The organism is Aquabacterium sp., from assembly GCF_041915145.1.
Taxonomy (GTDB): domain Bacteria; phylum Pseudomonadota; class Gammaproteobacteria; order Burkholderiales; family Burkholderiaceae_C; genus Aquabacterium.
On record NZ_JAYSBZ010000015.1, the window covers coordinates 21,892 to 39,819 of the forward strand.

General features: G+C 66.9%; 16 protein-coding genes. 2 read left to right on the forward strand and 14 right to left on the reverse strand.

Features of this window, described 5'->3' with window-relative positions; translation table 11 throughout:
- Positions 1-4 precede the first annotated feature (4 nt).
- From ACE3SS_RS04610 to guaB, 12 genes are all read right to left on the reverse strand, one after another.
- Positions 5-1,045 (reverse strand): microcin C ABC transporter permease YejB, encoded by a 1,041-nt coding sequence (locus ACE3SS_RS04610; protein ID WP_374591874.1) that lies wholly within the window; start codon positions 1,043-1,045, stop codon positions 5-7.
- Positions 1,046-1,047: 2 nt separating this feature from the next.
- Entirely contained in the window at positions 1,048-2,874 is a 1,827-nt protein-coding gene (locus ACE3SS_RS04615) for an extracellular solute-binding protein (protein ID WP_374591830.1), read from the reverse strand.
- 55 nt (positions 2,875-2,929) lie between these two features.
- On the reverse strand, positions 2,930-4,798 hold the full coding sequence (locus ACE3SS_RS04620; protein ID WP_374591832.1) for a dipeptide ABC transporter ATP-binding protein: 1,869 nt from the start codon (positions 4,796-4,798) through the stop codon (positions 2,930-2,932).
- Positions 4,792-6,240: an ABC transporter permease gene (locus ACE3SS_RS04625; RefSeq protein WP_374591834.1), complete on the reverse strand. Its 1,449-nt coding sequence runs from the start codon at positions 6,238-6,240 to the stop codon at positions 4,792-4,794. Before ACE3SS_RS04625 ends, ACE3SS_RS04620 begins: the two co-directional genes overlap by 7 nt.
- A 13-nt stretch (positions 6,241-6,253) precedes the next feature.
- A complete protein-coding gene (locus tag ACE3SS_RS04630; RefSeq protein ID WP_374591836.1) occupies positions 6,254-7,237 on the reverse strand; it encodes an ABC transporter permease in 984 nt (327 codons plus the stop codon).
- A gap of 11 nt (positions 7,238-7,248) precedes the next feature.
- On the reverse strand, positions 7,249-9,477 hold the full coding sequence (locus ACE3SS_RS04635) for an ABC transporter substrate-binding protein (RefSeq protein ID WP_374591876.1): 2,229 nt from the start codon (positions 9,475-9,477) through the stop codon (positions 7,249-7,251).
- A 31-nt stretch (positions 9,478-9,508) separates the two neighbouring features.
- Positions 9,509-10,429, reverse strand: coding sequence for an LD-carboxypeptidase (locus tag ACE3SS_RS04640; RefSeq protein ID WP_374591838.1), 921 nt, complete (start codon positions 10,427-10,429; stop codon positions 9,509-9,511).
- Between the two features lie 113 nt (positions 10,430-10,542).
- On the reverse strand, positions 10,543-11,139 hold the full coding sequence (gene tadA, locus ACE3SS_RS04645; protein WP_374591840.1) for a tRNA adenosine(34) deaminase TadA: 597 nt from the start codon (positions 11,137-11,139) through the stop codon (positions 10,543-10,545).
- A 13-nt stretch (positions 11,140-11,152) separates the two neighbouring features.
- Entirely contained in the window at positions 11,153-11,401 is a 249-nt protein-coding gene (locus ACE3SS_RS04650) for a hypothetical protein (RefSeq protein ID WP_374591842.1), read from the reverse strand.
- A gap of 13 nt (positions 11,402-11,414) precedes the next feature.
- Positions 11,415-13,046: a glutamine-hydrolyzing GMP synthase gene (gene guaA, locus ACE3SS_RS04655; protein ID WP_374591844.1), complete on the reverse strand. Its 1,632-nt coding sequence runs from the start codon at positions 13,044-13,046 to the stop codon at positions 11,415-11,417.
- 24 nt (positions 13,047-13,070) lie between these two features.
- On the reverse strand, positions 13,071-14,342 hold the full coding sequence (locus tag ACE3SS_RS04660; protein WP_374591846.1) for an MFS transporter: 1,272 nt from the start codon (positions 14,340-14,342) through the stop codon (positions 13,071-13,073).
- Positions 14,343-14,425: 83 nt separating this feature from the next.
- Positions 14,426-15,898 carry an IMP dehydrogenase gene (gene guaB / locus ACE3SS_RS04665; RefSeq protein ID WP_374591848.1) on the reverse strand — a complete coding sequence of 491 codons (1,473 nt, stop codon included), beginning with the start codon at positions 15,896-15,898 and terminating at the stop codon, positions 14,426-14,428.
- Positions 15,899-16,075: 177 nt separating this feature from the next.
- On the opposite strand from guaB, the gene ACE3SS_RS04670 reads away from it, so the two are divergent.
- Entirely contained in the window at positions 16,076-16,600 is a 525-nt protein-coding gene (locus tag ACE3SS_RS04670) for a DUF4124 domain-containing protein (RefSeq protein ID WP_374591850.1), read from the forward strand.
- Positions 16,601-16,634: 34 nt separating this feature from the next.
- Here the strand turns inward: ACE3SS_RS04670 and ACE3SS_RS04675 are convergent, their stop codons facing one another.
- Together ACE3SS_RS04675 and ACE3SS_RS04680 are read right to left on the reverse strand one after the other, a co-directional pair.
- Positions 16,635-16,970, reverse strand: a complete 336-nt coding sequence (locus ACE3SS_RS04675) for an RnfH family protein (protein ID WP_374591852.1) — start codon at positions 16,968-16,970, stop codon at positions 16,635-16,637.
- The gene (locus tag ACE3SS_RS04680; RefSeq protein WP_374591854.1) at positions 16,957-17,421 is read right to left on the reverse strand and encodes a type II toxin-antitoxin system RatA family toxin; all 465 of its coding nucleotides are present in this window, start codon (positions 17,419-17,421) and stop codon (positions 16,957-16,959) included. The genes ACE3SS_RS04675 and ACE3SS_RS04680 overlap by 14 nt, the downstream gene beginning before the upstream one ends.
- A 42-nt stretch (positions 17,422-17,463) precedes the next feature.
- On the opposite strand from ACE3SS_RS04680, the gene smpB reads away from it, so the two are divergent.
- Positions 17,464-17,919 (forward strand): SsrA-binding protein SmpB, encoded by a 456-nt coding sequence (gene smpB / locus ACE3SS_RS04685; RefSeq protein WP_374591856.1) that lies wholly within the window; start codon positions 17,464-17,466, stop codon positions 17,917-17,919.
- Positions 17,920-17,928: the final 9 nt, after the last annotated feature.

The window sequence follows — 17,928 nt, forward strand, 5'->3', positions numbered from 1 at the left end:
GCGCTCAATCGAATTTCACGCGCGGGTCGACCCACACGTAGCACAGGTCGCTGATCAGCTTGGTCACCAGGCCGATCAGGGTGAAGAGATACAAGGTGCCGAGCACCACCGGGTAGTCGCGCCGGATGACCGACTCGTAGCTCAGCAGGCCCAGGCCGTCGAGCGAGAACAGGGTCTCGATCAGCAGCGAGCCGGTGAAGAAGGCGCCGATGAACGCTGCCGGAAAGCCGGTGACGATGGGGATGAGCGCGTTGCGGAACATGTGCTTCCAGAGCACGCTGCGCTCGTCCAGCCCCTTGGCCCGCGCGGTGAGCACGTATTGCTTGCGGATCTCGTCCAGGAAGGCGTTCTTGGTCAGCATCGTGATCACGGCAAAGCTGCCGGCCACGCTGGCGGTGACGGGCAAGGCGATGTGCCAGAGGTAGTCCACCACCTTGGCGCCCCAGCTGAGCTGGTCCCAATTGGGCGAGGTGAGCCCGCGCAGCGGGAACCACGACAAGAAGCTGCCGCCCCCGAACAGCACCAGCAGGAACACGCCCAGCACGAAGCTCGGGATCGCGTAACCGACGAGCACGATCAGGCTGGTGACGGCATCGAAGCGCGAGCCGGCCCGCACGGCCTTGGCGATGCCCAGCGGCACCGAGATGAGGTAGCTGAGGAAGAAGGTCCACAGGCCCAGCGTGATCGACACCGGCATCTTGCTTTTGACCAACTGCCAGACGTCTTCGTGGTGGAAGAAGCTCTGGCCCAGGTCGAACCGGGCGAAGGACTTGAGCATCAGCCAGTAGCGCACCGGCGCGGGCTTGTCGAAGCCGTAGAGCTTCTTGATGTCTTCGACCAGCGCCGGGTCCACGCCCTGACGGCCGCGGTAGCCACCGGTGCGCGCAGCAGCGGCTTCGCCCCCGGCGTTGTGGCCTTCGAGCTGCGAGACCATCTGCTCGACCGGACCACCGGGCACGAACTGAATCACCACGAAGGTGAGCGTGAGCACGCCCAACAAGGTGGGGATCATCAACAGCAAACGGCGCAGGATGTAGGCCAGCATGATCAGCGACTCCACCAGGTGTCGAGCACCCAACTTTCGGGCTGGTAGTAGCGCGGCGTGACGGGCGGTTGCTCGAAGCGACCCGCTCGGTAAGCCACGCGATGCACCGGCGAATACCAGTGCGGCACCATGTAATAGCCGTAGCGCAGCACGCGGTCGAGCGCCCGGCAGGCGGCCACGAGTTGTGGCCGGTTGGTGGCGGCCAGCACCTTGTCGATCAGCGCATCGACGACCGGGTTGGCCACCCCGCCGAGGTTGGACGAGCCCGGCGTGGCGGCGGCGTGCGAGTCGAAATGCAGACGCAGCTCCGAGCCCGGCACGGTGGAGCCCATCACGCGGCTGCTGATCATTTCGAACTCGAACGCCTTGATGCGTTTTTCGTAGAGCGCGAAGTCGATCACCCGGTAGCTGGCCTGGATGCCCAGCTTGCCCAGCGTGGCGATGTAAGGCGTGATCACGCGCCCCATGCCGCCCGAGTTGTCGAGAAACTCGATCGTGAATGGCTCGCCCTGGGCATTGCGCAAGGCGCCGTCGCGATAAGTCCAGCCGGCCTGGGCGAGCAGGTCGCGCGCCTGCCGCAGGTTGGCCCGCAGCGAGCCGGGCGGCGCCGTGCTGGGCGATGCGGGCACGGCTTCGGTGAACACCTGGGGTTGGAGTTGCCGACGCAGCGGCTCCAGCAAGGCCAGCTCGTCGGGCCCCGGCAGGCCCTTGGCTTCGAAATCGCTGTTGGTGAAGTAGCCGCTCAAGCGGGTGTAGGCGCCGTAGAACAGCTGCCGGTTCATCCACTCGAAGTCCATCGCCAGGCCGATGGCGCGGCGCACGCGGGGGTCGGTGAACTTGGGCAGCCGGGTGTTGAAGATGAAGCCCTGGAAGCCGACGGCATTGCCGTGCTGCCACTCGCGCTTGATCAGCTCGCCACTGTTGAACTTGCCGCCCTGATACGAGCGCGCCCACTCCTTGGCGCTGAAGGCCTGGATCAGGTCGAACTCGCCAGCCTTGAAGGCCTCGAACGCGGCGGTGTTGTCCTTGAAGAGCTGGTAGGTGATGTGCTCGAAGTTGTATTGCCCCTTGCGCACGTTGAGGTTGCGTGCCCAGTAGCGCGGGTCGAGGTCGTAGGTGATGTCCTTGCCCAGGTTGACGCGGCCCACGCGATACGGGCCGGAGCCGATGGGCACGTCCATCACGATCTGGTCGAGCGGGCGGGGCTGGCCGTTGACCTGCCCCCACTTGCGGCTGAACACCGGCAGGCCGCCCACGATCAGCGGCAGCTCGCGGCTGTCGGACTTGAATTCGAAGCGGATGCGGTGGTCGTCCAGCACCTCGGCGCGCGCCACATCGGCCAGGTAGGCGCGGTATTGCGGTGCGGCCTCCTTGCTGGCGAGCTTGTCGAACGAATGCTTCACGTCGGCGGCCAGCACGGGGTCGCCGTTGTGAAAGCGCGCCTGAGGGTTGAGGTGGAAGACCACCGAGCGGTGGTCGGGGGCCACCTGCACGTCGTCAGCCAGCAGGCCGTAGGCGGTGGCGGGCTCGTCGAAGTTGCCGGTGAGCAAGGTGTCGAACAGCAGGCCTTCGAGGCCCGGCGGCTCGGTGCCCTTGAGCGTGAACGGGTTGTATTTGTCGAAGCTGCTGGCGATGGTGGGGGCCACCAGGGTGATGGTGCCGCGCTTGGGGGCCGCCGGGTTGACGTAGCCGAAGTGGTCGAACCCCGCCGGGTATTGGATGTCGCCAAACTGGGCGTAGGCATGTGCGCCATACGCCGCACCGGCCCCACCGAACCACGCCAACACGCACCACGAGCTGCCCAGCAGCATCGACCCAAGCCTTTTCATGGCGGTGGATTCTGCCCGATCGAGCCTGGCGACAGGCCCAGATTTCGGGCGCGGCTCATGCGGAAAAACGCGGCACGGCGGCCATCAGCGTGCGGGTGTAGTCGTGCTGCGGCTGCTGCAACACGCGCCGCGCCTCACCAGCCTCGACGATCTGCCCTTGCCGCATCACGGCCACCGTGTCGGCCAGGTATTCGACCACCGCGATGTTGTGCGTGATGAACAAGTAGCCCAGGCCGCGCTCGGCCTGCAGCTCGCGCAGCAGATTCAATATTTGCGCCTGCACCGACACGTCGAGCGCCGAGGTCGGCTCGTCGCACACCAGCACGCGAGGCTCGACCGCCAAGGCGCGCGCAATGGCAATGCGCTGGCGCTGCCCGCCTGAGAACTCATGTGGATAGCGCTGCAGCGCATCGGGCCGCAAGCCTACGCGGTCGATCAGCTGGCGCAAGCGGGCCAACCGCTCGGCCACCGACCACGCCGGACGCAGGCTGCGCATGCCCTCTTCGAGAATTTCTTGCACGGGCAAGCGCGGGTTGAGCGAGGCAAACGGGTCCTGGAACACCATCTGGATGGCGCGGCGTGCCTCGTGCAAGGCGGCGGGCGGCGCGGTCAACAAGTCCTGCCCGCCCGAGCCGGGGGCCGACCACACCACCTGCCCGCTGACCTCGGCCTTGCCGCGCAGCAGTTGCATCACCGCCCGCCCCAGGGTGGACTTGCCGCAACCCGACTCGCCCACCAGCGCGAGCGTCTGCCCGGCACGCACCTGCAGCGACACGCCATCGACAGCGGTGTAGCCCTCGGCAGCCCGCCACCAGCGCCCACCGCGCGCCGCGTAGCGCACGCGCAGATCGCGCACGTCAAGCAAGACTTCGGCCTCGCCCGCCGCCGGCGCCATCGACTCGACGGCCGGCGGCGCAGCCCGATCCAGCAGCGCCGTGATGGGGAAGAAGCACCGCACCGCATGGTCGGCGGCCCGCTCCGCACTGACGAGCTCAGGCGCCTCTTGCGCACAACGCGACTGCGCCGCAGCACAACGCGGCGCAAAGCGACAGCCGGCAAACCGTTGCGACAACGGCGGCACGCTGCCCGGGATCGCCGTGAGCGCCGCGCCACGCTTGCGGCTGTCGGGCAGCGCTTGCAGCAACACTTGGGCGTAGGGGTGACGCGGCTGGGCAAAGAAGGCATCAGCCGGCGCGACCTCGACGATCTGCCCGGCGTACATCAGGGCCACCCGGTGCGCCATGCCCGCCACCACGGCCAGGTCGTGCGTGATCAGCAGCAGCCCCAGCCGGCGCTCGCGCTGCAGGCCCTGGAGCAGATCCAGGATTTGCTGCTGGATCGTCACGTCCAACGCCGTGGTGGGCTCGTCGGCCACCAAGAAATCGGGCTCGGCCGCCAGCGCCATGGCGATCATCACGCGCTGCTTTTGCCCGCCGCTGAGCTCGAAGGGGTAGCTGTCGATGCGCCGCTCGGGCTCGGGGATGCCCACGCGCCGCAGCCATTCGATAGCCCGCTCGCGTGCCGCCCGGCCTCTGCAATCGGTGTGGGCCTCGATGGCCTCGACGATCTGCTCGCCCACCCGCATCACCGGGTTCAGGCTGGTCGAGGGCTCCTGAAAGATCATGCCGATGCGCCCGCCCCGCACGCGGCGCATGGCCGACTCGGGCAAGGCCAGGGTGTCGATCGTCTGCCCCGGCGCCTCGGCATCGTCTGCCGCGCTCAAGCGCACGGCGCCGCCGGTGATGCGGCCGTTGTCGGGCAGCAGGCGCATCAAGGCCAGCGCCGTCATGCTCTTGCCGCAACCCGATTCGCCCACCAGGGCAAAAGTCTCGCCGCGCTCGATGGCCAGCGTGAGGCCGTCGAGCGCCTGCACGAGGCCGGCGTCGGCATCGAGGGTGACTTGCAAGTCTTGGGCGCTCAGCATGAGGCCCCCTTGCTGCGCCCACGAGGCCGGAAGCGCCGGGCGCGCGGGTCGAAGGCATCACGCACGCCGTCGGCAAACAGGTTGGCGGCCAGCACGATGGTGACCATGAAGCCGAAGGCCGAGGCGAAGCTCCACCACACCACGGGGTCGCGGCTCATTTCTTTGCGCGCCAGGTTGATCATGCCGCCGAAGCTGTTCATTGATGGATCGACGCCCACCCCCACGTAGGACAGCACCGCCTCGTAGAGGATGAGCGACGAAAAATCGAGCACGGTGACGATGAGCACGAGGTGCGCCACGTTGGGCAGCAGGTGCCGCAGCATGATGCGCGCCGGCCCCACACCGAAGGCGGCGGCGGCTTGCACGTAGTCGAGCTCGCGCAGCTTGAGCACCTCGCCGCGCAACAGGCGGCACAGCCCCGCCCAGCCGGTGGCGCCCAGCACCACGCACAGCAAGAAGAGCTTCAGGTCAGACCGCTCGGCAGCCGTCTCGAACAGGTCGGGGTGCTGGTCCAGAAAGACCTGCACCATCAGCACGCAGGCCGCGATCAGCAGCACATTGGGCACCGACGACAGCACGGTGTAGACGTACTGAATCAACTCGTCGACCCAGCCCCCGAAGTAGCCGGCCATCACCCCCAAGCCCACCGCCAGCGGCAGCGTGGCCACGGTGGCCAGCGAGCCGATCACGAAGGCGGTGCGGATGCTCTTGAGCGATTGGTACAGCACGTCGTTGCCGGTGGTGTCGGTGCCCAGCACGTGATAGCCGCCCGACAAGGCCGCCGCCACGCCAGCCAGCAGGGCCAGCGCGCTGAACGTGAGCCAGGCCGCTCGCCAGGGCACGGCGCCCTCGCCTCGCCAACCACGACGCGCCGCGTCCACCCACGAGATACCTTGGCGACGAGCCCCGGCCGCCGCCATCACGACGCCCACCACGGCCGACGCCAGCCCGCCGCCGAGCAGCCCCTGCAGCACGCGGGTCAGCACGTCGGCGCCCCACTGCCGAGCGGGGTCGGCGAGATGCGCCCCGCCGTGCTTCAGGCGTGGGGCCACCCGGCTGGTGACGCCGTTGGCGGTGACCGACTCCTTGGTGAAGCTCTCCACCGCCAGGGGGCGCGAGTAGGTGACCTCGCGCGAGGCGATCAGGCCGCTCAGCGCGGCGTCGAGCAGCGACTGGGTGCGGGTATCGAAAGCCGCGGCAGCCCCGGGGGTGCTCGACAGACGCAAACGGTAGTGGATGCTGTCTGCCAGGGTGATCAGCAGGCAGACCGCCAGCACCACCGTGGCGCTCAAGGCAGCGGCGTCGCCCCACACCTTGCGCCAGCTGCTGCGCAGCACCGGGCTGCGCGCCACGGCCACGGCGTAGCCCAGCAGCGCGGCGGCCATCAGCCAGATGGCAGCGTCCGTCCAGAGCCAGACCAATCGCGGTGCGTTGTGCCACATCGTCGTCACCCGCTCAAGCCAGCCGCACGCGCGGGTCGGCCCAGGTGTAGGCCAGGTCGATCAGCACGTAGCTGGCGATGTAGAGCAAGGAGCCCAAGAAGACCATGGTGCGAACCACCGCGAAGTCCTGCTTGGTGATGGCGTCGATCACGTAGGCGCCCAGGCCCGGCAGGCCGAAGAAGCTCTCGAAGACCAGGCTGCCGAGAAAGACGTAAGGCAGGTAGGACCCCGCGCTGGTGATGATCGGGATCAGCGCGTTGCGCAGCACGTGGCGACGCAGCACGCGGCCCTCGGCCAGGCCCTTGGCCCGCGCGGTGCGGACGTAGTCCTTGCCCAGCTCTTCAAGCAGCATGGCGCGGTACAAGCGGGCCTCGCCGCCCAACCGCGCCAGCAGCGACAGGCTGATCGGCAAGGCCAGAAACTTCACCGCCTCCCACCCCGGCACGTAGCCCGAGATGGGCACGAGCCGCAGCACGCGCGAGAACAGCAGCTGCCCGACGATGATGTAGAACAGGCTCGATATCGACAGCATCACCACGCACAGCACCACGCCCCAGAAGTCGAGCCGCGTGCGCCGGAACAGCACCAGCAGCAGCGCGAACGCCACGCTCGCCAGCACCTGCAACGCAAACAGCGGCAAGGCCAGCTTGAGGCTCACGCCCATGCGCTGCGCCACCTCGGCGCCGATGTCGCCAGCGCTTTCGCTGTCCGAGCGGCCGAAGCGCAGCGTGAAGAGCGACACCGAGCGATCCCAGAAGATGGTGTCGGTGAGCTGCGCCCTGCCCATGCGGGACGCGTTCCAGTACAGCGGTTTGTCGTAGCCGCGCTCAGCCTTCCATTTGTCGATGGTGTCTTGCTTGACGTACTTGCCGCCGATGTTGAGCCGCGCCATGTCGTCGGGCGTGTTGACAGTGAAGAACAGGAAGAAGGTGGCGAGGTTCACGCCCACCAGCACGAGCGCGCCATAGAGCACGCGACGCAGCAAGAAGATCGACATCGCTCGCCCCCTCATCCCTGCACCGCCTGGCCGCGTGCGTCCAGCCGCTCTTGCAGACGATAGCGGCGCACGGCCCACGCCACGCCGCCCGCCAGCATCAGCCCGGCCACCACCACCGGCCACCAGACCGGGCGGTTCCACTCGGCCTGCCGCGCCTGGCGCTCGGCCACGTCCAGCCGCAGATAGCGGCCGTGGTCGCGCACCATCAGCGAGGGCTTCGAGTTGTGCACCCAATGCTGCACCGCCGCCGACGCGAACGGGAAGTAGCCAAAGCTCCACGGCGCGTCTTGCTGGGCCAGCCGCACCATGCGGTCGATCGCGGCCTGCTTGGCGGGGCCGTCGTCCATCAGGCGCAGTTGCTCGAACAGGCGGTCGAACTCGGGGTTGGCATAGTTGGCATAGCCCTCGCCATCGTGGCCGGTCTTGCCGTTGGGGCCGTAGAGCAAGGCCAGGAAGTTCTCGGCGTCCGGGTAGTCGGCGATCCAGCCCGACATGTAGACCTGGTAGGCGCCCTTGCGCACCTTGTCTTGAAACTGGTTGTTGTCGGTGGCGCGCACTTCGAGCTGGATGTCGATCTTGGCGAACTGCCGCACCATCCAGTCGATCTCGGCCTTGCGCTCGGGCGTGGGCAGTTGGTAGAAGTCGTAGTTCAGCACCAGCGGGCGGCCGGTGCGGGCATCGCGCCCGTTCGGGTAGCCGGCCTCGGCCATCAGGCGCTTGGCGTCGTCGATCGGGCGGCGCTCGACGCGGCCGTTCACCACCCGATGCGTCACCGGGTTCACGCCGGCCAGCGTGCCCTCGCGCGAGCCGAACAAGGCCTGGGGCAACGGGCTCATGGCCGCCACGCCCGCCTTGGTCGGGAAGATCTTCGAATATTCCTCCCAGTCGATCGCAATCGAGATGGCCTGGCGCAGCTTGCGGTGGCGCGCCTGCTCGTCAGGCGTGTGCCCCTGGCCGACCACCGGGTCGAGCATGTTGAAGCCGATGGTGTAGGCGTCGACCCCGCTTTGCCGGTCGAGCCGAAAGCCCTTGGCTTCGTACTCGCGGCGCGTGGCCTCGGAGTCCTGCATGGCCACCAGATAGTCCATGCCCGTATCGGTGCGTTCGAACACCTCGACGTCGTAATAGCCCTGGCGGAACTTGGCGCGCTGCGGCACGGCCTCGCGCTCCACGGTGGACACCAGCGTGTCGATGAACGGCGTGCGCTTGCCGCAGTCGTCGAGCCGCCCGGCTGCCCGGTCTGCCGGCTCGCCCTCGCAGGGGTAAGGCTCGCCCCGGTAGTTGGGGTTGCGCTTCATGACGTGGCGCCGGTCTTTGACGAACTCGACCATCATGTAGGGCCCGGTGCCCACCGGCCAGCGGTCGAGCGTCAAGCCGGCCAGGGCCATGCCCGGCTGTGCGTAGAAGGCATCGGCCTCCCACGGCATGGGGGCCAGAAAGCTCATCGCCATCCAGTAGTTCCACTGCGGGTACTTGCCCTTGATGCGGATGCGCAGCAGGTATTTTTCAGGCGCCGACACCCCGGCCAGCGGCCAGCGGCGAAAGTCGAGAAACGGCTTGTCGAGCCGCGTGGGGTCGAGCCCGGCCTGCAGCTTGGCGTCTTCACGCTTCACGAGATCGCGGTAGGCCTGCAAGCCCACGATGTGCTCGGCAAAGATCGATGCCACCGGCGCGGTGATGCGCGTGGTGGCCTGACGCTTGATGGCGTACACATAGTCTTCAGCCACCAGTTCGCGGGTGGCTTGCTGATCAAACTCCAGCGGCGAGGTACGCGCGCCGAGCTCGCCCGGCTGCATGGCGTGGTAGCGGTAGCGGCCCTGGGCATCGCGCGCAAAGCACGGGTGCGGCTGGTACAGGATGCCGGGCTTGAGGCGAACGTCGTAGACGCTCTCGGCGATCTGCTCGGCGGGCGCGTCATCGGGCAGCGGTTGGCCCGCCCGGTCAAGGTAGCGCGGCTTGGCCACGGCCTCCGCCGTCTTGCCGATCAGCTCATAAGGCCGCTTGAGGTAGTGGTAGCCGTAGGGCGGCTCGTAGATCTGATAGGTGTAGGGCGTGTCCTGCCCCCAGTACGACGCCACCGGGTCGAGATGGCGCGGCGAGCTTTCCACCACGGCCGAGTACAAGGTGTTCTCGGCCGCCGCGCCAGCCGGCCAGGGGCTGTTGTTGCAGGCGGCCAGCGCGAGGCTCGTCAGGGCTGCAAGGGCTAACCTCCCCGCGGCGCCACGTCGCCACCACCGCATCGTCACGCCGCGCCCGGCCCCGTGCTGCAAGTTACCACCCGATGAGCACGTCTTTCCCGAACACGGCCAGGTCAACGCGGCGGCCTTGCGGCAGGCACACCTTGATCGGGCCATGGCCGTGCGGCAAGCCGGTCAGGATGGGCGTCTTGCTCACCGAGCGCAGGTGCGCCACGGCCGTCTTCAAGTTGTAGCCCCGGTCGAGTGGCGACTTGCGCCAGCCGGTGAAGTCGCCCAGCAGCACCGCCTTTTGGGCGCCCAGCACGCCGGCCTGATGCAGCTGCAGCAGGTTGCGCTCGACGCGATACGGGTGCTCGTTCACGTCCTCCAGAAAGAGCACCCCGCCCTTGACGCGCGGAAAGTGCGGCGTGCCCAGCAGCGAGCACAGCACCGTGAGGTTGCCACCCCACAGCAGGCCGCGCGCCTCCAGGCCGTCGAAGCCGGCTTCGGTGCGAAAGCCCACGCCTTCAAGTTCGCCGCGCATGGCTTCGAGAAAGCAATCGCGCGTCACCTCTTCGACGCCACCGTCCTCGTCGGTGCGGCCGAAGTCGTCGCAGGCCATCGGGCCGGCCCACAGCGCGCCCTCGGCGTGGCCCGCCTTGGGGTCGCCCGCCGCGCCGTGCGCCAAGGCCGCCAGCTGGAACATCGTGAGGTCGCTGTGCCCCACCCAGCGCGTGCCGCGCTCGACGCTGCGGCGAATGCGCTTCCAGTCGATCTGATCGAGCAACCGCGAGTGGCCGTAGCCGCCGCGCGAAGCCAGCGCCACCGTCGGTGCCGCGTCGGCAAGGCGGTGGATGGCGTCGAGGCGGCTGGCGTCGTCGCCCGCGAAACGCTGGGCACGGGCCTTGGCGGACTCGTCGAGTGCAGCGTCAAGACCGTGCTCGCGCAAGCGCTTGGCGGCGCGCTGCAAGGCGGCGGCCTGGGCGACCACGCCGGCGGGGCTGTAGATGGTCAACGATGGGGTTGACGGGGGTGTCGTCGGCGCAGAGGCCGGAGCGGTAGAGCGCTTGCTTGGCATGGCCGCGATATTAGGCCAAGCCACTCGATTTCAGATGCGATTGGACGCGTTCAGCCCGGCTTCGCAAGGTCATCGACCACCAAACCGACGGGGATCACGTCCGCGATGTCGGGCACGCTGTGGGGGTCGATGGGGTGGATCACCTCGGGCACGGCCTGACGTGTGCGGCGCTGGGCACGCAATTGCTCGCGGCGCTCGGCGAAGAAGCCTCGCAGCATGGCCGCGCTCGCATCAGCCAAGCACCCGCCGACGATCTCGGTGTGGTGGTTGAGCTGCTTGTTGCCAAACAGGTCGATCACCGAGCCCGCCACGCCGGTCTTGGGGTCGTAGGCAGCAAACACCACGCGCTTGAAGCGGGCATGCATCAGCGCCATGGCGCACATCGCGCAGGGCTCCAGCGTCACGTAGAGCTCGCACTCGGGCAGGCGGTAGTTTTCAACCAGTTGCGCCGCGTGGCGCAGGGCCACGATCTCGGCGTGCGCCGTGGGGTCGTGCGTGGTGATCGGGCGGTTGTAGCCGGTGGCCAGCACCTGCCCGCCGCGCATGATCACCGCCCCCACCGGCACCTCGCCTACCAACCAGGCGTTTTGCGCCTGGTCCAGCGCGATGCGCATGGCGTATTCGTCTGCCGGGGTGATCACACTCATGCTGCGGCGCTGCTTACTTCGATTGCTGATCGATCTGCTCGGTGCGCTGCTGCGACATTTGGTTCAAGGTGTCGCGCACCTGCTCTTGCACCTGACGCGACTGCTCGGCCACATTGGCCGGCGCCGACGCTGCCGATGCCGCAGGCAAGCCCGCCACCGCAGGAACCTGGATCGACTGCGCGGCCTGCAACTGATGCTTGGCCAGTATCAGCACGATGGCCAGTACCACCAACAAGCCCACAAGACCGAAAACAGCGCGCATGGTTTGCTCCTGATCACTCCCACTCGATGGTGGCGGGGGGTTTGCTCGACACGTCGTAGGTCACGCGGTTGATGCCGCGCACCTCGTTGATGATGCGGCTCGACGTCTTCTTGAGCAGGCTGTAGGGCAGCTCGGCCCAGTCGGCCGTCATGAAGTCGCTGGTCTGCACGGCGCGCAGCGCGACCACGTAGTCGTAGGTGCGGCCGTCGCCCATCACGCCCACGCTCTTGACCGGCAAGAAGACGGTGAACGCTTGCGAGGTGAGGTCGTACCAGCTCTTGCCCGAGTGGGGCTCGATGGTGGAGCGCAGTTCTTCGATGAAGATGGCATCGGCGCGGCGCAGCAGCTCGGCGTAGTCCTTCTTCACTTCACCCAGGATGCGAACGCCCAGGCCCGGACCCGGGAAGGGGTGGCGGTAGACCATCTCGGGCGGCAGGCCCAGGGCCACGCCCAGCTCGCGGACTTCGTCCTTGAACAGCTCGCGCAACGGCTCCAGCAGCTTCAGGCCGAGTTGCTCGGGCAGACCGCCCACGTTGTGGTGGCTCTTGATGGTGGTGGCCTTCTTGGTCTTGGTGCCGCCGCTCTCCACCACGTCGGGGTAGATGGTGCCTTGCGCCAAAAAGGTCGCGCCTTTGACGGCGCGACTCCCGTTCTCGCCCTTGTGGCCCTGGCCACTCGCCTTGAGCTTCTCGGCCTCGGCCTTGAACACGTCAACAAACAGACCGCCGATGATCTTGCGCTTGCGCTCGGGGTCGGTCACGCCGGCCAGCTGTCCGAGGAACAGCTCGCTGGCATCGACGCGAATCACCTTGGCGTGCAGCTTGCCGGCAAACATGTCCATCACCATGTCGCCTTCGTTCAGGCGCAGCAGGCCGTGATCAACGAACACGCAGGTGAGCTGGTCGCCAATCGCGCGGTGGATCAGCGCGGCGGCCACGGACGAATCGACGCCACCCGACAGGCCAAGGATGACTTCTTCATCGCCCACCTGCTCGCGGATCTTCGCCACGGCTTCTTCGATGTAGTTGCCCATGACCCAGTCGCCCTTGCAACCGGCGATGTCGCGCACGAAGCGCGTCAGCATGGCGTGGCCCTGCACGGTGTGCGTGACCTCGGGGTGGAACTGCACCGCGTAGTAGCGCTTGGCCTCGTTGGCCATGCCGGCGATCGGGCAGCTGGGCGTGGACGCCAGCAGCTCGAAGCCCGGCGGCAGCGCGGTGACCTTGTCGCCGTGGCTCATCCAGACCTTGAGCATGTCGTGCCCTTCGGCGCTGTGGAAGTCGGCGATGCCCTTGAGCAGCGCGGTCGCGCCGTGCGCGCGCACCTCGGCGTAACCGAACTCGCGGGTGTCGCTCCAGTCGACCTTGCCGCCCAGCTGCACCGCCATGGTCTGCATGCCGTAGCAGATGCCGAGCACGGGCACGCCCGCGCCCCACACGGCTTGCGGCGCGCGCAGTTCGTGGTCTTCGTAGGTGCTGGCGTGGCTGCCCGACAGGATGATGCCCTTGGGGTTGAACGACTTGATGAAGTCATCCGACACGTCGTTGGGGTGGATCTCGCAATAGACGTGCGCCTCGCGAACGCGACGGGCAATCAGCTGCGTGACCTGGGAGCCGAAATCGAGGATGAGGATCTTGTCGTGCATGTTCGGGCTTTGAGCTAGAAAGGTTCAACCTGCCGTGTGAGCCGGCGCGGCGTGGTGGTGGTGTTCGTTCGAAAAATGCCGCACGGCAAACACCGTGGCCAAGCCTTGCAGCAGGGCACAGAAATAAAACGGCATGCCGATGCGCCAGTCGCCATGCGGCAAGTGCGACACGCGCGCCATGAGCGGCGCGCCGATCATCGGCCCCAGCACCGCCGCCACGCTGTTGACCGACGACACGGCCCCCATGCTGCGGCCCTGGCTGCGGGCATCGGCGGCGTTCGACACCATGCCTTGAATGGTCGGGTTGACGGCATAACCCATCAGGTTGGCGGCGATCACCACGTACATCATCCAGCCCTCTGGAACCAGCCCGTAGCAGGCGTAGGCCAGGGTGGACGACACCAACCCGATGAGTGCCAGCTTTTGCACGCGGATGTATTTATGCATCTGGCGCAGCAAACCGCCCTGCACCACCACAGCCATCAGGCCCACGGCGAACAGCGACCAGCCGTTCTCGCGCGGCCCCCAGCCGAACTTGAAGTGGTTGTAAAGCACCCAAGCGCTGTGCAGCGTGTACTGAGCCAGCGCCGAAAAACCGATCACCGCAATCAGGCTGCCCACGCCCTTGAGTTGAGTGAGCTGCATCAAGGCCGAGAACGGATTGGCCGACGTCCAGCGAAACGCGTGGCGCTTCTCTACCGGCAGCGATTCAGGCAACACGAAGTAGCCGTAGAGCCAGTTCAACAGAGCCAGCACGCCCGCCGCGTAAAACGGCAGATGGACATTGCGGTCGCCCAGCAAGCCTCCCGCCACCGGCCCCAGGATGAAGCCCAGACCGAACATCGCGCCCAACATGCCGTAGTTCTTGGCGCGGTCTTGCGGCGGCGTGATGTCAGCCACGTAGGCGTTGGCCACGGCGATGTTCGAGTACATCAGGCCGCCAACCAGGCGCACCGCGATCAGCATGGCCAGGCTGGTGGCCATGGCCGTGACAAAGAAGTTGAGCGCCACCGCCAGCAGGCCGATCAGCAACACGCGACGCCGCCCGTAGCGGTCGGACAACGCTCCCAGGATCGGCGCGCCAACAAATTGCGCGGCGGCAAAGGCCACCATCACCGCCCCGTAGGCCTGCGACTGCTCGGCCGGCGACTGGGTGAAACGCCCCACCAGCATCGGCAGCACCGGCACGATCAGGCCGATCGAGATCATGTCGATCAGCACGGTCAGCATGATGAACATCATGGCCGGCTGACGCGGTGCGGGTGCGGCGACGGCGAGGTTGGCAGGGGCACTCACAAACGACTCCTGAAATTGCGAACCGCGCGTTCCAGCGATCAGCCAAAACGCGCGGTCAGGCCCGACGGGCTAGCGGATGGATCTCACTCCAGCCGGTAGTTGGGCGCTTCCTTGGTGATCTGCACGTCGTGCACATGGCTTTCGCGAATGCCCGCCGTGGTGATCTCGACGAACTCGGCGCGCTCGTGCATGTCGGCGATCGTGGCGCAACCGCAGTAGCCCATCGAAGCCCGCAGGCCACCGGCCATCTGGAACAGGATGGTCACGACCGAGCCCTTGTAAGGCACGCGCCCCTCGATGCCCTCGGGCACGAGCTTGTCGGCGCCCGGGTGGGTGGCTTCGTCGTTTTCCTGGAAGTAGCGGTCGGCCGAACCGGCCTTCATGGCGCCGATAGAGCCCATGCCGCGGTAGCTCTTGTAGCTCCGCCCCTGGTAGAGGATGACTTCGCCCGGCGCTTCTTCGGTACCCGCGAACATGCCGCCCATCATGACCGTGCTGGCACCCGCAGCGATGGCCTTGGAGATGTCACCCGAGTAGCGAATGCCGCCGTCCGCGATCAGCGGAACGCCGGTGCCCTTGAGCGCCGTCGCCACGCTGTCGATGGCCATGATCTGCGGCACGCCCACGCCCGCCACGATACGGGTCGTGCAGATGGAGCCCGGTCCGATGCCGACCTTGACCGCGTCTGCCCCGGCCTCGACCAGAGCCAGCGCCGCCGCGCCGGTGGCGATGTTGCCGCCGATCACGTCAACCTGCGGGAAGTTTTTCTTGACCCAGCGCACGCGCTCGATCACGCCGGAGCTGTGGCCGTGCGCGGTGTCCACCACGATGGCGTCGACGCCGGCCTTGACCAGCAATTCGACGCGTTCCTCGGTGCCCTCGCCAACACCGACGGCCGCGCCGACGCGCAGCTTGCCTTGTGCATCACGGGCCGCTTTCGGGAAGCTGCTCTGCTTGGTGATGTCCTTCACCGTTGCCAGGCCGCGCAATTCGAATGCGTCGTTGACGACCAGCACGCGCTCCAGCTTGTGCTTGTGCATCAGCGCCTTGGCCTCGTCGGGCGCGAAGCCTTCGCGCACCGTGACCAGGCGCTCGCGCGGGGTCATGATGTCGCGCACCGGGGCGTCGAGACGGGTCTCGAAGCGCAGGTCGCGCGCCGTGACGATGCCCACCACCTTGCCGTTCTCGACCACCGGGAAGCCCGAAATGCCATGCTGCTGGCTCAGCGCGATCACGTCGCGAACCGGCACGCCGGGAGCGATGGTGATCGGGTCGCGCAACACGCCAGATTCGTAGCGCTTGACCTTGGCCACCTCGGCCGCCTGCTGTTTGGGGCTGAGGTTCTTGTGCACGATGCCGATGCCGCCCTCCTGGGCGATGGCGATCGCCAGGCGCGACTCCGTCACGGTGTCCATGGCGGCGGACACCAACGGCAGCTTCAGCTCGATGTTGCGGGAAAGACGGGTTGAGAGGTTGGTGTCGCGAGGCAACACCTGAGAGTACGCGGGCACCAACAACACGTCGTCGAAGGTGAGCGCTTTACCAAGAAGGCGCATGAGAGAGGCTCCAGACGCAAAAGCAGATTATAAAGAGCGCGCAAAGGCTTGCCACATTCCGGGCCATCCCCGACGTGCGCGGCCTGTCGCGCTGGGACGGGCCGAGGTCGATAAATCGTGTGATTCGTCACAAACCCGGCTATCGCCCCCGATTGACCACCCACTAAACTCCGCCGAATGAAGATCACCCGCCTTGCCTCCCTGGCCCTGCTGCCGTTGCTGGCCGTCGGCTTGCTGTCTCCCGCCCTCGCTCAATACAAATGGCGCGACGCGTCCGGCAACACGCACTACAGCGACACCCCGCCGCCGCCCGGCACCCCCGCCAAGGACGTCCTGGCTCAGCCGCGCAACTCGGCCGCCGCCCGCGCCGCCAAGCTGGTGACAGCCCCGGCCGCGTCCGAAGCCAGCGCCGCAGCACCCGCTGCGGCCGCGTCGAGCGTCAAGGCCAGCGACCCCGAGCTCGAGGCCCGCAAGCGCAAAGAAAAAGAGCAGCAGGACGCCAAGCGCAAGGCCGACGACGAAAAGCAGGCCAAGGAGCGACAAGAAAACTGCCAGCGCGCCCGCGGCTACATGCGCAGCCTCGAAGATGGTCAGCGCATTACTCGCACCAACGAAAACGGCGAGCGGGAGTTCCTTGACGACCAGCAGCGCGCCCAAGAAATCGAGCGCACCCGGCAGGGCATCGCCAACAACTGCAAGTGATGCCGCTGGCGCAGGCCAGCGCCTCGCTGTGTCTTCAACGCCCGCGCGTCTTGGTCGGGCGTTGTTTTTTGTAGCGCAACCGTCGCGACTCTTTCGGGTCGGCCTTGAGCGGTCGATACAGCTCGATGCGATCCTGGTCGCGCAACACATGCGACCACGTGGTCACCCGCCCCCAAATGCCAACATGCCCCGTTGACGGCACACCAGCCCGCGCTACCAGCCCGCTGGCTTCAACGGCTTGACGGACCGTCGAACCTGCAGGCAAGGTCAAGGCTTTGAGCTCCACCTGTCTCGGCCCCGGGCTGCACACCACCTCGACCCGAATCGCGGGCGACGCGACGGCTTCGCCCGATGACTCAGCGAGCGCCATAAACCTGCTCGGCGCGCTTTACGAATGAATCGACAAAGGTGTTGGCGATGCGGTCGAACACCGGGCTGATGACCAGCTCCAGCGCGCGGCTCGAAAACGCGTAGCGCAGATCGAATCCGACCTTGCATGCCGTGGGCGCCTCGCCGGGATCGCCCCCGGGCTGCGCGAGGGGCGCAAACTGCCACGCGCCTTCGAGCACCGAGAACGGCCCGTCCACCAGACTCATGGTGACGCTCTGGCCCGGCACATGCACGTTGCGGGTGGTAAAGGCGTGGCGCAAGCCCGCGAACGACAGATGCACGCGTGCCGTGATGCCATCGGCGTGGGTTTCCAGCACCTCGGCCTGGCTGCACCAGGGCAGAAAGCGCGGATAGTCGGGCACAGCCGTCACGAGGTCATACATCTGCGTGGGGCTGTACCACAGCAGGACGGACTTGTTCACATGCTTCATACAATGGCGGGATTGTATTGATGCGCCCCCAGGGCCGCCCCGATGAGCATCGCCGAAAACAAAAAAGCCCGGTTCAACTACCACATCGAAGAACGCTACGAGGCGGGCATGGTGCTGGAGGGCTGGGAGATCAAGGCCATCCGCGATGGTCAGGTGCAACTCACCGACGGCTACGTCGTCATCAAGGACGGCGAGCTCTTCCTGATCGGCTGCCGCATCAATGCCTTGCGCAGCGCGTCTACCCACATCCGCCCCGAGGCCGATCGCACCAAGAAGCTCTTGATGCACAAAGAAGAAATCCGCCGCCTGATCGGCAAGGTCGAGCAAAAGGGCTACACCCTGGTGCCGCTCGACCTGCACTTCAAGGGCGGCCGCGTGAAATGCGAAATCGCGCTGGCCAAGGGCAAGGCCGAACACGACAAGCGCAACACCCTCAAAGAACGCGACTGGGAAAAAGAAAAAGCCCGCCTGATGCGGCACAAGGTCAGCAGCAAGTAAAACGCCGCT

What these genes read in the sequence shown, in the direction of transcription:
- ACE3SS_RS04610 (WP_374591874.1), bottom strand. Translation starts at nt 1,045, where the DNA reads ATGCTGGCCTACATCCTGCGCCGTTTGCTGTTGATGATCCCCACCTTG.
- ACE3SS_RS04615 (WP_374591830.1), bottom strand. Translation starts at nt 2,874, where the DNA reads ATGAAAAGGCTTGGGTCGATGCTGCTGGGCAGCTCGTGGTGCGTGTTG.
- ACE3SS_RS04620 (WP_374591832.1), bottom strand. Translation starts at nt 4,798, where the DNA reads ATGCTGAGCGCCCAAGACTTGCAAGTCACCCTCGATGCCGACGCCGGC.
- ACE3SS_RS04625 (WP_374591834.1), bottom strand. Translation starts at nt 6,240, where the DNA reads ATGTGGCACAACGCACCGCGATTGGTCTGGCTCTGGACGGACGCTGCC.
- ACE3SS_RS04630 (WP_374591836.1), bottom strand. Translation starts at nt 7,237, where the DNA reads ATGTCGATCTTCTTGCTGCGTCGCGTGCTCTATGGCGCGCTCGTGCTG.
- ACE3SS_RS04635 (WP_374591876.1), bottom strand. Translation starts at nt 9,477, where the DNA reads ATGCGGTGGTGGCGACGTGGCGCCGCGGGGAGGTTAGCCCTTGCAGCC.
- tadA (WP_374591840.1), bottom strand. Translation starts at nt 11,139, where the DNA reads ATGAGTGTGATCACCCCGGCAGACGAATACGCCATGCGCATCGCGCTG.
- ACE3SS_RS04650 (WP_374591842.1), bottom strand. Translation starts at nt 11,401, where the DNA reads ATGCGCGCTGTTTTCGGTCTTGTGGGCTTGTTGGTGGTACTGGCCATC.
- guaA (WP_374591844.1), bottom strand. Translation starts at nt 13,046, where the DNA reads ATGCACGACAAGATCCTCATCCTCGATTTCGGCTCCCAGGTCACGCAG.
- guaB (WP_374591848.1), bottom strand. Translation starts at nt 15,898, where the DNA reads ATGCGCCTTCTTGGTAAAGCGCTCACCTTCGACGACGTGTTGTTGGTG.
- ACE3SS_RS04670 (WP_374591850.1), top strand. Translation starts at nt 16,076, where the DNA reads ATGAAGATCACCCGCCTTGCCTCCCTGGCCCTGCTGCCGTTGCTGGCC.
- ACE3SS_RS04675 (WP_374591852.1), bottom strand. Translation starts at nt 16,970, where the DNA reads ATGGCGCTCGCTGAGTCATCGGGCGAAGCCGTCGCGTCGCCCGCGATT.
- ACE3SS_RS04680 (WP_374591854.1), bottom strand. Translation starts at nt 17,421, where the DNA reads ATGAAGCATGTGAACAAGTCCGTCCTGCTGTGGTACAGCCCCACGCAG.
- smpB (WP_374591856.1), top strand. Translation starts at nt 17,464, where the DNA reads ATGAGCATCGCCGAAAACAAAAAAGCCCGGTTCAACTACCACATCGAA.